Here is a 16,913-nt window from a genome sequence, read left to right on the forward strand (position 1 = left end):
GAATGACCAAACAACGTATTTTTGTTGCCGGACATCGCGGGATGGTGGGTTCGGCGATCGTCCGCCAGCTGGAACAGCGTGGCAACGTCGAACTGGTGCTGCGCGGCCGTGACGAGCTTAACCTGCTGGATGCGCAAGCGGTAGAGGCCTTCTTTGCCGAACAGCGCATCGACCAGGTCTATCTGGCGGCGGCAAAAGTGGGGGGTATTGTCGCCAACAATACCTACCCGGCGGACTTCATTTACGAAAACATGATGATCGAGAGCAACATCATTCACGCGGCGCACCTGCACAACGTGAACAAGCTGCTGTTCCTCGGCTCATCCTGTATCTATCCGAAGATGGCGAAGCAGCCGATTGCCGAGAGCGAGCTGCTGCAGGGCACGCTTGAAGCCACCAACGAGCCGTACGCCATCGCCAAGATTGCCGGGATCAAGCTGTGCGAATCCTATAACCGCCAGTATGGCCGCGACTATCGCTCGGTGATGCCGACTAACCTGTACGGCCCGAACGATAACTTCCACCCGAGCAACTCCCATGTGATCCCGGCGCTGCTGCGCCGGTTCCATGAGGCGAAGGTCGGTAACGCGCCGGAAGTGGTGGTCTGGGGCAGCGGCACGCCGATGCGCGAGTTCCTGCACGTGGACGATATGGCGGCTGCCAGCATCCACGTGATGGAGCTGGCCCAGGAGGTGTGGCAGGAGAACACCGAGCCGATGCTGTCGCACATCAACGTCGGCACCGGCGTGGACTGCACCATCCGCGAGCTGGCGCTCACCATCAGCCAGGTGGTCGGGTACAAGGGGCGCGTGGTGTTCGATGCCACCAAACCTGACGGCACCCCGCGCAAGCTGCTGGACGTGACCCGTCTGCACCAGTTGGGCTGGTTCCACGAGGTGACGCTGGCGCAGGGGCTGGCCAGCACGTACCAGTGGTTCCTGGAAAACCAGCACCGCTTCCGGGGGTAACTATGTTTTTGAGTCAGGAAGATTTTGCCACTGTGGTGCGTTCCACCCCGCTTATCTCCATCGATCTGATTGTGGAGAACGAGCGCGGTGAGTTCCTGCTCGGGCAGCGTACCAACCGCCCGGCGCAGGGTTACTGGTTCGTACCGGGCGGGCGGGTGCAGAAAGACGAGACGCTGGAAAATGCCTTTGCGCGTCTGACGGAGGCGGAGCTGGGGCTCCGTCTGCCGATGACGGCGGGGCAGTTCTACGGTGTCTGGCAGCACTTCTATGACGACAACTTTTCCGGCACCGATTTCACCACCCACTACGTGGTGCTCGGTTTTCGCCTGAAGGTGCATCAGGCGGACCTGCGTCTGCCTGATGCACAGCATGACGACTACCGCTGGCAGACGGCAGAACAGCTGCTGGCAAGCGATAACGTGCATGACAACAGCCGGGCCTATTTTCTGCAGCAGGCCGGAGTGCCGGGACTATGAAGATCCTCGTATACGGAATTAACTATTCCCCTGAACTGACCGGTATCGGTAAGTACACCGGCGAGATGGTCGAGTGGATGGCCCGTCAGGGCCACGAGGTGCGGGTCATTACCGCACCGCCTTACTACCCGGAGTGGCAGGTGGGCGAGTCCTACTCCAGCTGGCGCTACCGTCGTGAAGAGGGCGCCGCCACCGTCTGGCGCTGCCCGCTGTACGTGCCGAAGCAGCCATCGACCTTAAAACGTTTGATTCATCTGGGCAGCTTTGCCCTGAGCAGTTTCTTCCCGCTGATGGCGCAACGTCGCTGGAAGCCGGATCGCATTATCGGCGTGGTGCCAACCCTGTTTTGCACCCCGGGCATGCGCCTGCTGGGCAAACTCTCGGGCGCGCGCACCCTGCTGCACATTCAGGATTACGAAGTGGACGCCATGCTGGGCCTGGGAATGGCCGGGAAAGGCAAGGGCGGCAAGGTGGCGAAAATGGCCAGCGCCTTCGAGCGCAGCGGCCTGCACAACGTCGACTACGTCTCCACTATCTCGCGCTCAATGATGAACAAGGCGCAGGAGAAGGGCGTGGCGGCGGAGAAAGTGATCTTCTTTCCCAACTGGTCAGAAGTGGCGCGTTTTCGCGATGTAACACCGGCGGATGCCGCAGCCCTGCGCGAGCAGTTGGGTCTGCCAGAGGCCAAAAAACTCATTCTTTATTCGGGCAACATCGGCGAGAAGCAGGGGCTCGAGAACGTCATTGAGGCCGCCGAACAGCTCAGCGGTCAGCCCTGGCAGTTTGTGATTGTCGGCCAGGGCGGTGGCAAGGCAAGGCTGCAAAAAATGGCCCGCGAACGCGGCCTGCAAAACGTCAGCTTCCTGCCGCTGCAGTCTTACGACGCTTTACCGGCGCTGCTGAAGATGGCCGATTGCCATCTGGTGGTGCAAAAGCGCGGCGCGGCGGATGCCGTTCTGCCCTCCAAGCTGACCAACATTCTGGCGGTGGGCGGCAACGCGGTGATCACCGCCGAGGCCCACACCGAGCTGGGCCAGCTGTGCGACAGCCTGCCGGGGATCGCGGTGTGCGTCGAGCCTGAATCGGTGCCCGCGCTGGTAAGCGGGATCGAACAAGCCTTATCTATGCCCAAAGAGAACGCGATAGCGCGTGACTATGCCGAACGCACGCTCGAGAAAGAGAACGTGCTGAACCAGTTTATTGCAGATATTCGGGGATAAATCATGAATAAGAATACGTTGTACCCGGTTGTGATGGCGGGTGGCTCAGGTAGCCGGTTATGGCCACTCTCCCGCGTGCTCTATCCAAAACAGTTCCTCTGCCTGAAAGGGGAGCTCACCATGCTGCAGACCACGGTGAACCGTCTTAACGGCGTGGACTGCGAAAGCCCGGTGGTGATCTGTAACGAACAGCACCGCTTTATCGTCGCCGAGCAGCTGCGTCAGCTGAACAAGCTCACCGAAAACATCATTCTTGAGCCGGCCGGACGCAACACCGCCCCGGCCATCGCCCTGGCGGCCCTGGCGGCGCAGCGCAGCAGCCCGGATTGCGATCCGCTGATGCTGGTGCTGGCGGCAGACCACGTCATCCAGCAGGAAGAGGCGTTCCGCGAAGCGGTGCGCGCCGCGATCCCGTATGCCGACAGCGGCAAGCTGGTGACCTTCGGCATCGTGCCGGATCTGCCCGAAACCGGCTATGGCTATATCCGTCGCGGCAACGTCACGCCGGGCGAGGGCGACAGCCTGGCCTTTGACGTGGCGCAGTTCGTCGAAAAACCGAATATGGAAACCGCTCAGGCCTACGTCGCCAGCGGCGAGTACTACTGGAACAGCGGTATGTTCCTGTTCCGCGCCGGACGCTATCTGGAAGAGCTGCAAAAATATCGCCCGGACATCCTCGAAGCCTGCGAACGCGCAATGGCTACCGTTGACCCGGATCTGGACTTTATCCGCGTGGACGAAGCTGCGTTCCTCGCCTGCCCCGAGGAGTCGGTGGATTACGCGGTGATGGAAAAAACCGCCGATGCGGTGGTGGTGCCGATGAATGCGGGCTGGAGCGACGTCGGCTCCTGGTCCTCTCTGTGGGAGATCAGCGCCCAGTCGCCGGAAGGTAACGTCCACCACGGGGACGTGATCAGCCATAAAACCGAAAACAGCTATGTGTACGCCGAGTCTGGCCTGGTCACTACCGTCGGGGTGAAGGACCTGGTGGTGGTGCAGACCAAAGACGCGGTGCTGATTGCCGATCGCAACGCGGTGCAGGACGTCAAAAAAGTGGTGGAGCAGATCAAGGCCGATGGCCGTCATGAGCACCACATTCACCGCGAAGTTTACCGTCCGTGGGGCAAATATGACTCCATCGACGAGGGCGACCGCTACCAGGTGAAACGCATCACCGTTAAGCCGGGCGAGGGGCTGTCGGTGCAGATGCATCACCACCGCGCAGAGCACTGGGTGGTGGTGGCGGGTACCGCCAAAGTCACCATCGACAATGTCGAGACCCTGCTCGGTGAAAACGAGTCGATTTACATCCCGCTGGGGGCGACCCACTGCCTGGAAAATCCGGGGAAAATCCCCCTCGATCTGATTGAAGTGCGCTCCGGCTCGTACCTGGAAGAGGACGATATCGTCCGCTTTGAGGACAGGTACGGGCGGGTCTAGCGCTCACGCATTTTGCCCGGTGGCGCTGCGCTTACCGGGCCTACAAAACAACAAAATTAAATTGGCCCTGTCCGGGTCGGGCCAACTGTTGCCTGAAAAAGGGGTAATGATGCAAAAATTAACCTGTTTTAAAGCCTACGACATTCGCGGCAAGCTCGGTGAAGAGCTGAATGAAGACATTGCGTGGCGCATTGGCCGCGCGTACGGCGAATACTTAAAACCAAAAACCATCGTGCTGGGCGGTGACGTGCGCCTGACCAGCGAAGCGCTGAAGCTGGCGCTGGCGAAAGGGCTGCAGGACGCGGGCGTCGACGTGCTGGATATCGGTCTTTCCGGCACCGAAGAGATCTACTTCGCCACCTTCCACCTGGGCGTCGACGGCGGGATCGAAGTGACCGCCAGCCATAACCCGATGGACTACAACGGCATGAAGCTGGTGCGCGAGGGGGCTCGCCCGATCAGCGGCGATACCGGCCTGCGCGACGTGCAGCGTCTGGCGGAAGCCAACGACTTCCCGCCGGTGAATGAGGCGAAACGCGGCAGCTATCAAAAAATCGATCTGCGCGAGGCCTACATTGACCACCTGCTGGGCTACATCAACCCGGCGAACCTCAAGCCGCTTAAGCTGGTCATTAACTCCGGGAATGGCGCGGCAGGCCCGGTGGTGGATGCTCTCGAAGCCCGCTTCAAAGCGCTCAACGTGCCGGTCACCTTCGTGAAGGTACACAACACCCCGGACGGCAACTTCCCGAACGGTATACCGAACCCGCTGCTGCCGGAGTGCCGGGCCGATACCCGCAACGCCGTTATCGAACACGGCGCCGACATGGGCATCGCCTTTGACGGCGACTTTGACCGCTGCTTCCTGTTCGACGAAAAAGGGCAGTTTATCGAGGGCTACTACATTGTCGGCCTGCTGGCGGAAGCATTCCTCGAGAAAAACCCCGGTTCGCGCATCATCCATGACCCGCGTCTCTCCTGGAACACGGTGGACGTGGTCGCCGCAGCGGGCGGCACCCCGGTGATGTCCAAAACCGGGCATGCCTTCATCAAAGAGCGCATGCGTGAGGAAGACGCCATTTACGGCGGCGAGATGAGCGCCCACCACTACTTCCGCGATTTTGCCTACTGCGACAGCGGGATGATCCCGTGGCTGTTGGTGACCGAGCTTCTGTGCCTGAAGGGCCAGTCGCTGGGTGAGCTGGTGCGTGACCGCATGGCGGCCTTCCCGGCGAGCGGGGAGATCAACAGCACCCTTGCGGCGCCTGCTGAGGCGATTGCCCGTGTGGAGCATCACTTTGCCCTGCACGCGCTGGAGATCGACCGTACCGACGGCATCAGCATGACCTTCCCGCAGTGGCGCTTCAACCTGCGCTCGTCAAACACCGAGCCGGTGGTGCGCCTGAACGTGGAATCCCGCGCCGATGCGGCGCTGATGGCGGCGCGAACGCAGGACATTATGGCGCTGCTGAATCAGTAATGTCAGACCTTACCCCTCACCCCGGCCCTCTCCCCAGAGGGGAGAGGGTGTTCAAATTCCCTCTCCCCTCTGGGGAGAGGGTTAGGGTGAGGGGATAAACAACAGGAACAACGATGACAAATCTAAAAAAGCGCGAGCGAGCCAAAACGAATGCATCGTTAATCTCTATGGTGCAGCGTTTTTCTGATATCACCATCATGTTCGGTGGGTTGTGGATGGTGTGTAAACTCAGCGGGCTGCCGTTCCTCTACATGCACCTGCTGATGGCGCTGATCGCCCTGGTCGTCTTCCAGATGATCGGCGGGATGACCGACTTTTACCGCTCATGGCGCGGCGTCAAAATCACCACCGAGCTGCAGCTGCTGCTGCAGAACTGGACCTTAAGCCTGGTCTTCAGCTTCGGGCTGGTGGCCTTTAATAACGACTTTGATAATCGCTTTGCCACCTATTTTGCCTGGTATCTGCTGACCAGCGTGGGCATGCTGGTCTGCCGATCCCTTATCCGCTTTGGCGCGGGCTGGCTGCGTAACCGTGGCTACAACACCCGCCGGGTGGCGGTGGCCGGAAGCATGCCGGCCGGACTGGCGCTACTGGACGGTTTTCGCAAAGAGCCGTGGCTGGGGTTTGATGTGGTCGGGGTTTATCACGACGCGCAGCCCGGCGGCGTGCCTGCTGACTGGGCCGGTAATTACTCCCAGCTGGTGGACGATGCCAAAGCGGGCAAGATCCACAACGTCTACATCGCCATGCCGATGAGCGACGAGGCCCGAATTAAAACCCTGATGCGCAAGCTGGCGGACACCACCTGCTCGGTGATCCTCATTCCGGATGTGTTCACCTTTAACATTCTGCACTCCCGTATCGAAGAGGTGAACGGCGTGCCGGTGGTGCCGCTGTATGACACGCCGCTCTCCGGCCTCAACCGGGTGCTGAAGCGCGTGGAGGACATCGTCCTCTCCTCTCTGATCCTGCTGCTGATCTCCCCGGTGCTGTGCGCCATTGCCCTGGCGGTGAAGCTCACCTCGAAGGGGCCGGTGATCTTCCGCCAGACCCGCTACGGCATGGACGGTAAGCCGATCATGGTGTGGAAATTCCGCTCCATGAAGGTGATGGAGAACGACGCTGTGGTGACCCAGGCGACGCAAAACGACCCGCGCGTAACCCGCGTCGGTAACTTCCTGCGCCGCACCTCGCTGGATGAACTGCCGCAGTTTATCAACGTGTTTACCGGGGGCATGTCCATCGTTGGCCCACGCCCGCACGCGGTGGCCCATAACGAACAGTATCGTCAGCTGATCGAAGGCTACATGCTGCGCCACAAAGTGAAACCGGGTATCACCGGCTGGGCGCAGATCAACGGCTGGCGCGGCGAGACCGACACCCTGGAGAAGATGGAGAAACGCATTGAGTTTGACCTGGAGTACATCCGCGAGTGGAGCCTCTGGTTTGATATCAAAATCGTTTTTCTCACCGTCTTTAAGGGCTTTGTGAACAAAGCGGCGTACTAACATGAGCTTACGTGAAAAAACCCTCAGCGGGGCAAAGTGGTCGGCTATCGCCACGGTGATCATCATCGGCCTTGGGCTGGTGCAGATGACGGTGCTGGCGCGCATTATCGATAGCCACCAGTTTGGCCTGTTGACCGTCTCGCTGGTGATCATCGCCCTGGCCGATACGCTGTCGGACTTTGGCATCGCCAACTCGATTATTCAGCGCAAAGAGATTAGCCAGCTGGAGCTGACCACCCTCTACTGGCTAAACGTCGGCTTGGGTATCCTGGTGTTCGTGGTGCTGTTTCTGCTGAGCGATCTTATTGCTGACGCCCTGAACAACCCTGAACTTGGCCCCCTGATGCGTGCGCTGTCGTTTGCGTTTGTGGTGATCCCCCACGGCCAGCAGTTCCGCGCGCTGATGCAAAAGGAGCTGGAGTTCAGCAAAATCGGCATGATTGAAACCAGCTCGGTGCTGGCCGGGTTTACCTTCACCGTGGTCAGCGCCCACTTCTGGCCGCTGGCGATGACCGCCATCCTCGGTTATCTGGTGAACTCTGCCGTGCGCACCCTGCTGTTCGGCTACTTCGGCCGTAAAATCTACCGTCCAGGTTTTCATTTCTCCCTCGCGTCGGTGGCTTCCAACCTGCGCTTCGGCGCGTGGCTGACCGCCGACAGCATCATCAACTACGTGAATACCAATCTCTCCACCCTGGTGCTGGCCCGTATTCTGGGTGCCAGCGTCGCCGGGGGCTATAACCTGGCGTACAACGTGGCGGTGGTACCGCCGATGAAGCTCAACCCGATCATCACCCGCGTGCTGTTCCCGGCGTTCGCCAAAATTCAGGACGATACCGACAAGCTGCGCATCAACTTCTACAAGCTGCTGTCGGTGGTAGGGATCATTAACTTCCCGACCCTGCTGGGGCTGATGGTGGTTTCCGGCAATCTGGTGCCGCTGGTGTTTGGCGAGAAGTGGATCAGCATTGTGCCGATCCTGCAGCTGCTGTGCGTCGTGGGGCTGCTGCGCTCCGTCGGTAACCCGATTGGTTCGCTGCTGATGGCCAAAGCCCGCGTCGATATCAGCTTTAAGTTCAACGTATTCAAAACGTTCCTGTTTATTCCGGCGATCGTTATCGGCGGCCACCTGGCGGGCGCGATGGGCGTCACGCTGGGCTTCCTGCTGGTGCAGATTATTAATACCGTCCTGAGCTACTTCGTGATGATTAAGCCGGTGCTGGGCTCCAGCTACCGCCAGTACATCCTGAGCCTGTGGCTGCCGTTTTACCTCTCGCTGCCGACGCTGGCGGTGAGCTATGGCTTAGGCGTCGCCCTTAACGGCCATCTGCCGCTGGCCGCGCTGCTGGCGGTGCAGGTCGCCGCCGGGGCGCTGGCCTTCGCGGTAATGATTGTGCTGTCGCGCAACGCGCTGGTGGTGGAGATCAAACGCCAGTTCTGCCGCAACGAAAAGATGAAAACGCTGCTTCGCGCAGGTTAATTATTTCCTCCCCCTCACCCTTTGGGGAGGGGAATCTTTTAAGAGGTTATTATGAAATTATTGATTCTGGGCAACCATACCTGTGGTAACCGTGGTGACAGCGCCATTCTGCGCGGCCTACTGGATGCTATTTACGCCCTGTCGCCTGAGACAGAAGTGGATGTGATGAGCCGCTACCCGGTGAGCTCCTCCTGGCTGCTGAACCGCCCGGTGATGGGCGATCCGCTCTACAGCCAGATGAAGCAGCATAACAGCGCCGCCGGCATGATGGGCCGCGTGAAGAAGGTGCTGCGCCGCCGTTATCAGCATCAGGTGCTGCTGTCCCGCGTGACCGACACCGGCAAGCTGCGCAATATCGCCATCGCCCAGGGTTTTACCGATTTTGTCCGTCTGCTCTCCGGCTACGACGCCATCATTCAGGTGGGCGGATCGTTTTTTGTCGACCTCTACGGCGTGCCGCAGTTCGAGCATGCGCTCTGCACCTTTATGGCGAAAAAGCCGCTGTATATGGTCGGCCACAGCGTCGGGCCATTCCAGGATCCACAGTTCAACCAGCTGGCAAACTATGTGTTTGGCCACTGTGACGCGCTGATCCTGCGCGAGTCGGTGAGCCTGAATCTGATGCAGCGCAGCGAAATCGACACCACCAAAGTGGAGCAGGGGGTGGATACCGCCTGGCTGGTGGATCATCAGGAAGCGAACTTTACCCCGAGCTATGCCGTGCAGCACTGGCTGAACGTGGCCGCGCAGCAGAAGACCGTTGCCATCACCCTGCGCGAGCTGGCGCCGTTTGATAAGCGTCTGGGCACCACCCAGGCGGCCTACGAAAAGGCCTTTGCCGAGGTGGTCAACCGGGTGCTGGACAGCGGCTACCAGGTGCTGGCGCTCTCCACCTGTACCGGGATCGACAGCTACAACAAAGATGACCGCATGGTGGCGCTGAACCTGCGCCAGCACGTCAGCGATCCGTCGCGCTATCACGTGGTGATGGACGAACTTAACGATCTTGAGATGGGCAAGCTGCTGGGCGCCTGCGACCTGACCGTGGGCACCCGCCTGCATTCGGCCATCATCTCCATGAACTTCGGCACGCCAGCCATTGCCATTAACTACGAGCACAAGTCTGCCGGGATCATGCAGCAGCTGGGTATGCCGGAGATGGCGGTGGATATTCGCCATCTGCTGGACGGCTCCCTGGGGGCGATGGTTGGGGACACGCTCGGCCAGCTTCCGGCTATCAACGAACGCCTGGCGGTGGCGGTGAAGGCCGAACGTGAAAACGGCATCAACATGGTGAAATCGGTGCTGGATCGGGTCGGGGAGGGCAAATGAAGGTTGGTTTCTTCTTACTGAAATTCCCGCTCTCGTCTGAGACCTTTGTGCTTAACCAGATCACCGCCTTTATTGATATGGGATATGACGTGGAGATTATCGCCCTGCAAAAGGGCGATACCCAGAACACCCACGCCGCCTGGACGCAGTATGACCTGGCCAGTAAGACCCGCTGGCTGCAGGATGAGCCCCAGGGCAAGCTGGCGAAACTGCGCTACCGCGCCCGCCAGACCCTGCGCGGGCTGCATCGCCCCGGCACATGGAAAGCGCTGAATGTCTCCCGCTACGGCGCCGAATCGCGCAATCTGATCCTCTCCGCCATTTGTGGCCAGACGCAGCGCCCCTGGCGTGCGGATGTATTTATCGCCCACTTTGGACCGGCCGGGGTGACGGCGGCCAAGCTGCGCGAGCTGGGCGTGATCGAGGGGAAAATCGCGACGGTGTTTCACGGGATTGATATCTCCAGCCGCGAGGTGCTGAACCACTATACGCCTGAATACCAGCGGCTGTTTCAGCGCGGCGACATGATGCTGCCAATCAGCGAGCTTTGGGCCGGGCGACTCAAAACCATGGGCTGTCCGCCGGAGAAAATCACCGTTTCGCGTATGGGCGTGGATATGCAGCGCTTTACCCAACGGCCGGTTAAAGCGCCCGGCAGCCCGCTGCAGATTATCTCTGTTGCGCGCCTGACCGAGAAAAAAGGGCTTCACGTGGCGATCGAAGCCTGCCGCCAGCTGAAAGCGCGAGGGGTGGATTTCCACTACCGCATTCTGGGCATTGGCCCCTGGGAGCGCCGCCTGCGTACCCTGATCGAGCAGTATCAGCTGGAGTCGTATGTCGAGATGCCAGGCTTTAAGCCCAGCCATGAAGTTAAGGCGATGCTTGATGCCGCCGACGTCTTTTTACTCCCGTCCGTCACCGGTACGGACGGCGATATGGAAGGCATTCCTGTAGCCCTGATGGAGGCGATGGCGGTGGGCATTCCGGTGGTCTCCACGGTACACAGCGGCATTCCTGAGCTTATCGAACCCGGCCATTCCGGCTGGCTGGTGGAAGAGAACAACCCGGAGGCGCTGGCCCTCCAGCTGGAACGGTTTGCCGCCATCGCCCATCAGGAGCTCTCCCCCGTGCTGCACAACGCGCGCAAAAAGGTGGAGACCGATTTCAACCAGCATCTTATCAATCGACAGTTAGCCACTCTGCTACACACGCTTTAAACGGAGGCGATATGCCGAAAGAGATGACGCGACGCGCGTTTGTCACCACCTGTTCCGTACTGGCGGCCGCGCCGCTGGTAGGGGTACGGGCCGCCACGAACAGCGCCACGGTAGACATCAGCCGGTATGACCTTCGTGACGGGATCGCCGCTTTCAAAAAGGCCTTTGCTGAGGGTGATACCGTGGTGGTGCCCGCGGGGCTCACCTGTGAAAATATCAACGCCGCCATTTTTATCCCCGAAGGCAAAACCCTGCGCATTCGCGGGGCGCTGACCGGCAACGGCCGGGGCCGCCTGGTGCTGCAGGATGGCAGCAAGGTGATTGGCGAAGGGGAGGGGCGTAGCGAAAACATCACCCTCGACGTGCGCGGCTCCGACTGCGTGATCCAGGGCCTGGCGATGAGCGGCTATGGCCCGGTGACCCAGATTTATATCGGCGGCAAACAGAAGCGGGTGATGCGCAATCTGCTGATCGACAACCTGCGGGTCACCAAAGCCAACTATGCGATCCTGCGTCAGGGATTTCATAACCAGCTGGACGGGGTGAAGATCACCAATTGTCATTTCAGCTACCTGCAGGGCGATGCCATCGAGTGGAACGTGGCGATCAACGACAAGAACATCCTGATTTCAGACCACGTTATCGACCATATCGACTGTACCAACGGCAAGATTAACTGGGGGATCGGCATCGGTCTGGCGGGCAGCACGTACGACAATAATTACCCCGAAGACCAGGCGGTTAAGAACTTCGTGGTGGCGAACATTACCGGCAGCAACTGCCGCCAGCTGGTACATGTTGAAAACGGCAAACACTTTATCATTCGTAATGTTAAGGCCCGGAATATCACCCCGGACTTCAGCAAAAAAGCGGGTATTGATAACGCAACGGTAGCGATATACGGCTGCGATAACTTTGTCATCGATAATGTTGAGATGATCGACAGCGCCGGGATGTTAATTGGCTACGGGGTGATCAAAGGCGATTATTTGTCGATACCGCAGAATTTTCGCCTCAATAATATCCAGATGGACAACCGGAACCTTGCGCGGAAATTGCGCGGAATACAGATCTCCTCCGGCAATAAAACCTCTTTCGTGGCGCTCACCAATATGGACATGAAACGGGCAACGCTTGAACTGCACAATAAACCTCAGCATCTTTTCATGCGCAATATCAACGTCATGCAGGACGCAGAGCGAGGGCCAGCCCTGAAGCTGAATTTCGATCTGCGTAAGGATGTGCGCGGGAAATTTATGGCGCGTGACGAGACGCTGCTCTCACTGGCGAACATTAACGCCGTTAATGAGAAGGGGCAAAGTTCTGTCGATATCGACCGAATTGACCATCATACAATCAACACGGAACGGCTGAATTTTAAACTGCCGAAGCGCTAAATATTAGCCAGACGGCATTTTGCGAGGATTCCTGGAATTAAAGCGCCGGTATTCGGATTGCATCCACTGGAATTTACGCTGTAATTGCGTAACATCATCTCCAGATTTGTAGCAATTCGTGCTGGCGAAACCAGGCTAAAGGGCTATAATTCGGCAACCATTTTAAGGTGGAAGAAATATGATTAATTTGAAAGCGGTCATTCCGGTAGCCGGTCTGGGCATGCATTTGCTCCCGGCCACAAAAGCCATTCCTAAAGAGATGCTGCCGATCGTTGACAAGCCGATGATTCAGTACATCGTCGACGAGATTGTTGCTGCAGGGATCAAAGAAATCGTTCTGGTTACCCATTCCTCCAAGAATGCGGTGGAAAACCACTTCGACACCTCCTACGAACTTGAAGCCCTTCTGGAGCAGCGCGTTAAACGTCAGCTGCTGGCGGAAGTGCAGTCCATCTGCCCGCCGGGCGTGACCATCATGAACGTGCGTCAGGCGCAGCCTCTGGGTCTGGGCCACTCTATTCTGTGCGCCCGTCCTGTGGTCGGCGATAACCCATTTGTGGTTGTCCTGCCGGATATCATTCTTGATAACGCCTCTGCCGATCCGCTGCGCTACAACCTGGCAGCTATGGTGGCGCGTTTCAACGAGACGGGACGGAGCCAGGTGCTGGCGAAGCGCATGAAGGGCGATCTTTCTGAGTACTCCGTTATTCAGACCAAAGAGCCGCTGGATTCAGAAGGTAAAGTCAGCCGTATCGTTGAGTTTATCGAGAAACCGGATCAGCCGCAGACGCTGGATTCCGATCTGATGGCCGTCGGCCGCTATGTGCTGAATGCAGAAATCTGGGCCGAGCTGGAACGTACCGAGCCAGGCGCGTGGGATCGTATTCAGCTGACGGATGCCATTGCGCAACTGGCGAAGAAGCAGTCCGTTGATGCAATGCTGATGACCGGTGACAGCTACGACTGTGGTAAGAAACTGGGGTATATGCAGGCGTTCGTACAGTATGGCCTGCGTAACCATAAAGAAGGGCAGAAGTTCCGCGAAAGCATGACGAAGCTCTTAACCAACGATTAACGATTGGTTCGTCGTTGTCTAACGGCAGTGGATCATTCCGGGCTATCAGGGCCATGAGAATGACGCTGCCGTTTTCTTTTTTTAATATATTCTTAAATATCAGTAAGTTAATTGCTTGCTTTTTGTCTCGTTAGTCAGATTTTTCCCTTGTTTCTGCTGGCATTTAAGACGACAATTATTAATTGATTTGCGCGCTATCCTGTCGCCATGTTGACGGGAATAGACGGCAAAATACCTCTATTACGATCACGTTCAGTGCACTGGTAGCTGTTAAGCCAGGGGCGGTAGCGTGTCCGGTTTCTGGATATTTAGTTCATTTATTATTCAGAATGCCACCATCCCGATGTATTCATTTAACGGAAAATAACGCGTGAAAATTCTTGTTACTGGCGGTGCGGGTTTTATCGGCTCTGCGGTTGTACGACATATTATTCAAAACACCCAGGATACAGTGGTTAATGTCGATAAATTGACCTACGCCGGTAACCTGGAATCTCTGGCTGAAGTGAGCGACAGCCAGCGTTATATTTTTGAACATGCGGATATTTGCGATAAAGCGGCGATGGACCGTATTTTTGCCGAGCATAAGCCTGATGCAGTGATGCATCTGGCGGCAGAAAGCCACGTTGACCGCTCTATCACCGGCCCGGCAGCGTTTATTGAAACCAACATCGTCGGCACCTACGTCCTACTTGAAGCGGCTCGCGCGTACTGGTCAACGCTGGATGAAACTGCGAAAAAAGCCTTCCGTTTCCACCACATCTCTACCGATGAAGTGTACGGCGATCTGCCGCACCCGGACGAACATCCTGCCTCTACTGATTTGCCGCTGTTCACTGAAACGACAGCATATGCGCCAAGCAGCCCTTACTCTGCTTCAAAAGCCTCAAGCGATCACCTCGTTCGCGCATGGTTACGTACCTACGGGTTCCCGACTATCGTGACTAACTGCTCCAATAACTACGGCCCGTATCACTTCCCGGAAAAACTGATCCCGCTGGTGATCCTCAACGCGCTGGACGGGAAAGCGCTGCCGATTTATGGCAAAGGCGATCAGATCCGCGACTGGCTGTATGTTGAAGATCACGCCCGTGCGCTCTACACCGTTGTGACCCAGGGTAAGCCTGGCGAGACCTACAATATCGGCGGCCACAACGAGAAGCAGAACCTGGATGTGGTGCATACCATCTGCGATCTGCTGGATGAAATCGTGCCGAAAGAGGGTTCATATCGCGACCAGATCACCTATGTGACTGACCGCCCGGGTCATGACCGTCGTTATGCCATCGATGCCGATAAAATTAGCCAGACCTTAGGCTGGAAACCGCAGGAGACGTTTGAAAGCGGGATCCGTAAAACGGTGCAGTGGTACCTGGCGAACACCCAGTGGGTTGAGAACGTGAAAAGCGGTAACTATCAATCCTGGATTGAACAGAACTACGGGGAACGTCAGTAATGAATATCCTTCTGTTCGGCAAAACAGGGCAGGTGGGTTGGGAGTTGCAGCGCGCGCTCGCCCCGTTAGGTAACCTGATTGCCGTCGATGTGCACTCCAGCGAGTATTGCGGTGATTTCAGCAATCCCGAAGGCGTGGCGGAAACTGTACGTCGCATTAAGCCGGACGTTATTGTCAACGCGGCGGCGCATACCGCCGTGGATAAAGCGGAGTCAGAGCCGGAATTCGCACAGTTGCTCAATGCCACGAGCGTTGAAGCCATTGCGAAAGAGGCGGAAAAAATTGGCGCCTGGGTTGTTCACTACTCCACCGATTACGTTTTCCCTGGCAACGGGGAGAAGCCGTGGCTGGAAACGGATGCGACCGCGCCGCTAAACGTATACGGCGAGACCAAACTGGCAGGTGAAAAAGCACTGCAGGAAAATTGTGCCCGGCACTTAATTTTCCGCACCAGTTGGGTTTATGCGGGCAAAGGCAATAACTTTGCAAAAACCATGTTGCGTTTTGCAAAAGAACGCGAAGAGATGGCGGTTATTAACGATCAGTTTGGTGCACCAACAGGCGCTGAGTTGCTGGCTGACTGTACCGCGCATGCAATTCGTGTGGCAATGAAGCAGCCGGAAGTGGCTGGACTCTACCATCTGGTTGCGGGTGGCGTGACCACCTGGCACGACTACGCTGCGCTGGTGTTCGACGAAGCACGTAAGGCTGGCATTGAACTGGCGATCAAGAAGCTTAATGCTGTTCCTACCAGCGCTTATCCTACTCCTGCGCGTCGTCCGAATAACTCCCGTCTGAATACTGAGAAATTCCAGCAGAACTTCGACCTGGTATTACCTGAATGGGAAACCGGTGTTAAACGGATGCTGGCTGAGCTATTTACGACCACTGCGGTCTGACTTTTAATTAAATGCCCGTTTACGGGCATTTTGCACATTAAAGAGATGATGAAATGAAAACGCGTAAAGGGATTATTTTAGCCGGTGGCTCAGGAACCCGTCTGTACCCGGTGACGATGGCGGTCAGCAAGCAGCTTCTGCCAATCTACGACAAACCAATGATTTACTACCCGTTGACCACGCTGATGCTGGCGGGTATTCGTGACATCCTGATTATCAGTACTCCGCAGGACACGCCACGTTTCGAGCAGCTGCTCGGTGACGGTAGCCAGTGGGGCCTTAACCTGCAATATAAAGTCCAGCCGAGTCCAGACGGTCTGGCCCAGGCGTTTATCCTTGGCGAAGAGTTCATTGGTGATGATGATTGTGCGCTGGTATTGGGCGACAACATCTTCTATGGCCATGACCTGCCGAAGCTGATGGACTCCGCTGTAAATAAAGAGAGCGGTGCCACCGTCTTTGCTTACCATGTTAACGATCCAGAGCGTTATGGCGTCGTTGAGTTTGATAAACAGGGCACCGCTGTCAGTCTCGAAGAAAAGCCATTAGAACCGAAGAGTAACTACGCTGTTACCGGTCTTTATTTCTATGACAATAGTGTCGTAGAAATGGCGAAAAGCCTGAAGCCGTCACCACGTGGCGAGCTGGAAATCACTGACATCAACCGTCTGTACATGGAGCAGGGCCGTCTGTCCGTTGCCATGATGGGACGCGGTTTTGCCTGGCTCGATACCGGTACACATCAGAGCCTGATTGAAGCCAGCAACTTTATTGCGACCATTGAAGAGCGTCAGGGACTGAAAGTGGCGTGCCCGGAAGAGATTGCTTATCGCAAAGGGTTTATTGATGCGGAGCAGGTCAGAACGCTGGCAAAACCACTGGCTAAGAATGCTTATGGTCAGTATTTGTTGAAGATGCTCAAAGGTTACTGATATTTAAAGGCCAGATGATTTCGCACCGACCCC

The 16,913-nt window shown here is 57.4% G+C and carries 14 protein-coding genes; all 14 read left to right on the forward strand.

The features are described from left to right. Window positions 1–2: 2 nt before the first annotated feature. Window positions 3–968 (forward strand): GDP-L-fucose synthase, encoded by a 966-nt coding sequence (locus tag FFB58_RS11660; RefSeq protein ID WP_138369961.1) that lies wholly within the window; start codon window positions 3–5, stop codon window positions 966–968. A 2-nt stretch (window positions 969–970) separates the two neighbouring features. Further along, complete coding sequence (locus tag FFB58_RS11665; protein WP_138369962.1) at window positions 971–1,444, forward strand: GDP-mannose mannosyl hydrolase; 474 nt, start codon at window positions 971–973, stop codon at window positions 1,442–1,444. After that, window positions 1,441–2,664 (forward strand): colanic acid biosynthesis fucosyltransferase WcaI, encoded by a 1,224-nt coding sequence (wcaI, locus tag FFB58_RS11670; protein ID WP_138369963.1) that lies wholly within the window; start codon window positions 1,441–1,443, stop codon window positions 2,662–2,664. Before FFB58_RS11665 ends, wcaI begins: the two co-directional genes overlap by 4 nt. Before the next feature lie 3 nt (window positions 2,665–2,667). Then, window positions 2,668–4,104, forward strand: a complete 1,437-nt coding sequence (gene cpsB / locus FFB58_RS11675) for a mannose-1-phosphate guanyltransferase (RefSeq protein WP_039030259.1) — start codon at window positions 2,668–2,670, stop codon at window positions 4,102–4,104. Window positions 4,105–4,213: 109 nt separating this feature from the next. Beyond that, window positions 4,214–5,584, forward strand: a complete 1,371-nt coding sequence (gene cpsG, locus FFB58_RS11680) for a colanic acid biosynthesis phosphomannomutase CpsG (protein ID WP_138369964.1) — start codon at window positions 4,214–4,216, stop codon at window positions 5,582–5,584. Window positions 5,585–5,697: 113 nt separating this feature from the next. Then, entirely contained in the window at window positions 5,698–7,092 is a 1,395-nt protein-coding gene (gene wcaJ / locus FFB58_RS11685; protein WP_039030258.1) for an undecaprenyl-phosphate glucose phosphotransferase, read from the forward strand. Between the two features lies 1 nt (window position 7,093). Further along, complete coding sequence (gene wzxC / locus FFB58_RS11690; RefSeq protein WP_039030257.1) at window positions 7,094–8,572, forward strand: colanic acid undecaprenyl disphosphate flippase WzxC; 1,479 nt, start codon at window positions 7,094–7,096, stop codon at window positions 8,570–8,572. Between the two features lie 51 nt (window positions 8,573–8,623). Further along, window positions 8,624–9,904 carry a colanic acid biosynthesis pyruvyl transferase WcaK gene (wcaK, locus tag FFB58_RS11695; protein WP_039030256.1) on the forward strand — a complete coding sequence of 427 codons (1,281 nt, stop codon included), beginning with the start codon at window positions 8,624–8,626 and terminating at the stop codon, window positions 9,902–9,904. Further along, entirely contained in the window at window positions 9,901–11,121 is a 1,221-nt protein-coding gene (wcaL, locus tag FFB58_RS11700) for a colanic acid biosynthesis glycosyltransferase WcaL (RefSeq protein WP_138369965.1), read from the forward strand. Before wcaK ends, wcaL begins: the two co-directional genes overlap by 4 nt. A gap of 11 nt (window positions 11,122–11,132) precedes the next feature. Next, window positions 11,133–12,518 carry a colanic acid biosynthesis protein WcaM gene (gene wcaM / locus FFB58_RS11705; RefSeq protein ID WP_138369966.1) on the forward strand — a complete coding sequence of 462 codons (1,386 nt, stop codon included), beginning with the start codon at window positions 11,133–11,135 and terminating at the stop codon, window positions 12,516–12,518. A 178-nt stretch (window positions 12,519–12,696) separates the two neighbouring features. Next, window positions 12,697–13,593, forward strand: coding sequence for a UTP--glucose-1-phosphate uridylyltransferase GalF (gene galF / locus FFB58_RS11710; protein WP_039030253.1), 897 nt, complete (start codon window positions 12,697–12,699; stop codon window positions 13,591–13,593). 370 nt (window positions 13,594–13,963) lie between these two features. Beyond that, complete coding sequence (gene rfbB / locus FFB58_RS11715; protein ID WP_039030252.1) at window positions 13,964–15,049, forward strand: dTDP-glucose 4,6-dehydratase; 1,086 nt, start codon at window positions 13,964–13,966, stop codon at window positions 15,047–15,049. Continuing rightward, a complete protein-coding gene (gene rfbD / locus FFB58_RS11720) occupies window positions 15,049–15,948 on the forward strand; it encodes a dTDP-4-dehydrorhamnose reductase (RefSeq protein ID WP_039030251.1) in 900 nt (299 codons plus the stop codon). Before rfbB ends, rfbD begins: the two co-directional genes overlap by 1 nt. Before the next feature lie 53 nt (window positions 15,949–16,001). Then, complete coding sequence (gene rfbA / locus FFB58_RS11725) at window positions 16,002–16,880, forward strand: glucose-1-phosphate thymidylyltransferase RfbA (protein ID WP_039030250.1); 879 nt, start codon at window positions 16,002–16,004, stop codon at window positions 16,878–16,880. Window positions 16,881–16,913: the final 33 nt, after the last annotated feature.

The sequence above is a fragment of the Enterobacter sp. MF024 genome (genome assembly GCF_005843915.1).
In the GTDB taxonomy this organism is placed as follows: domain Bacteria; phylum Pseudomonadota; class Gammaproteobacteria; order Enterobacterales; family Enterobacteriaceae; genus Enterobacter; species Enterobacter barmai.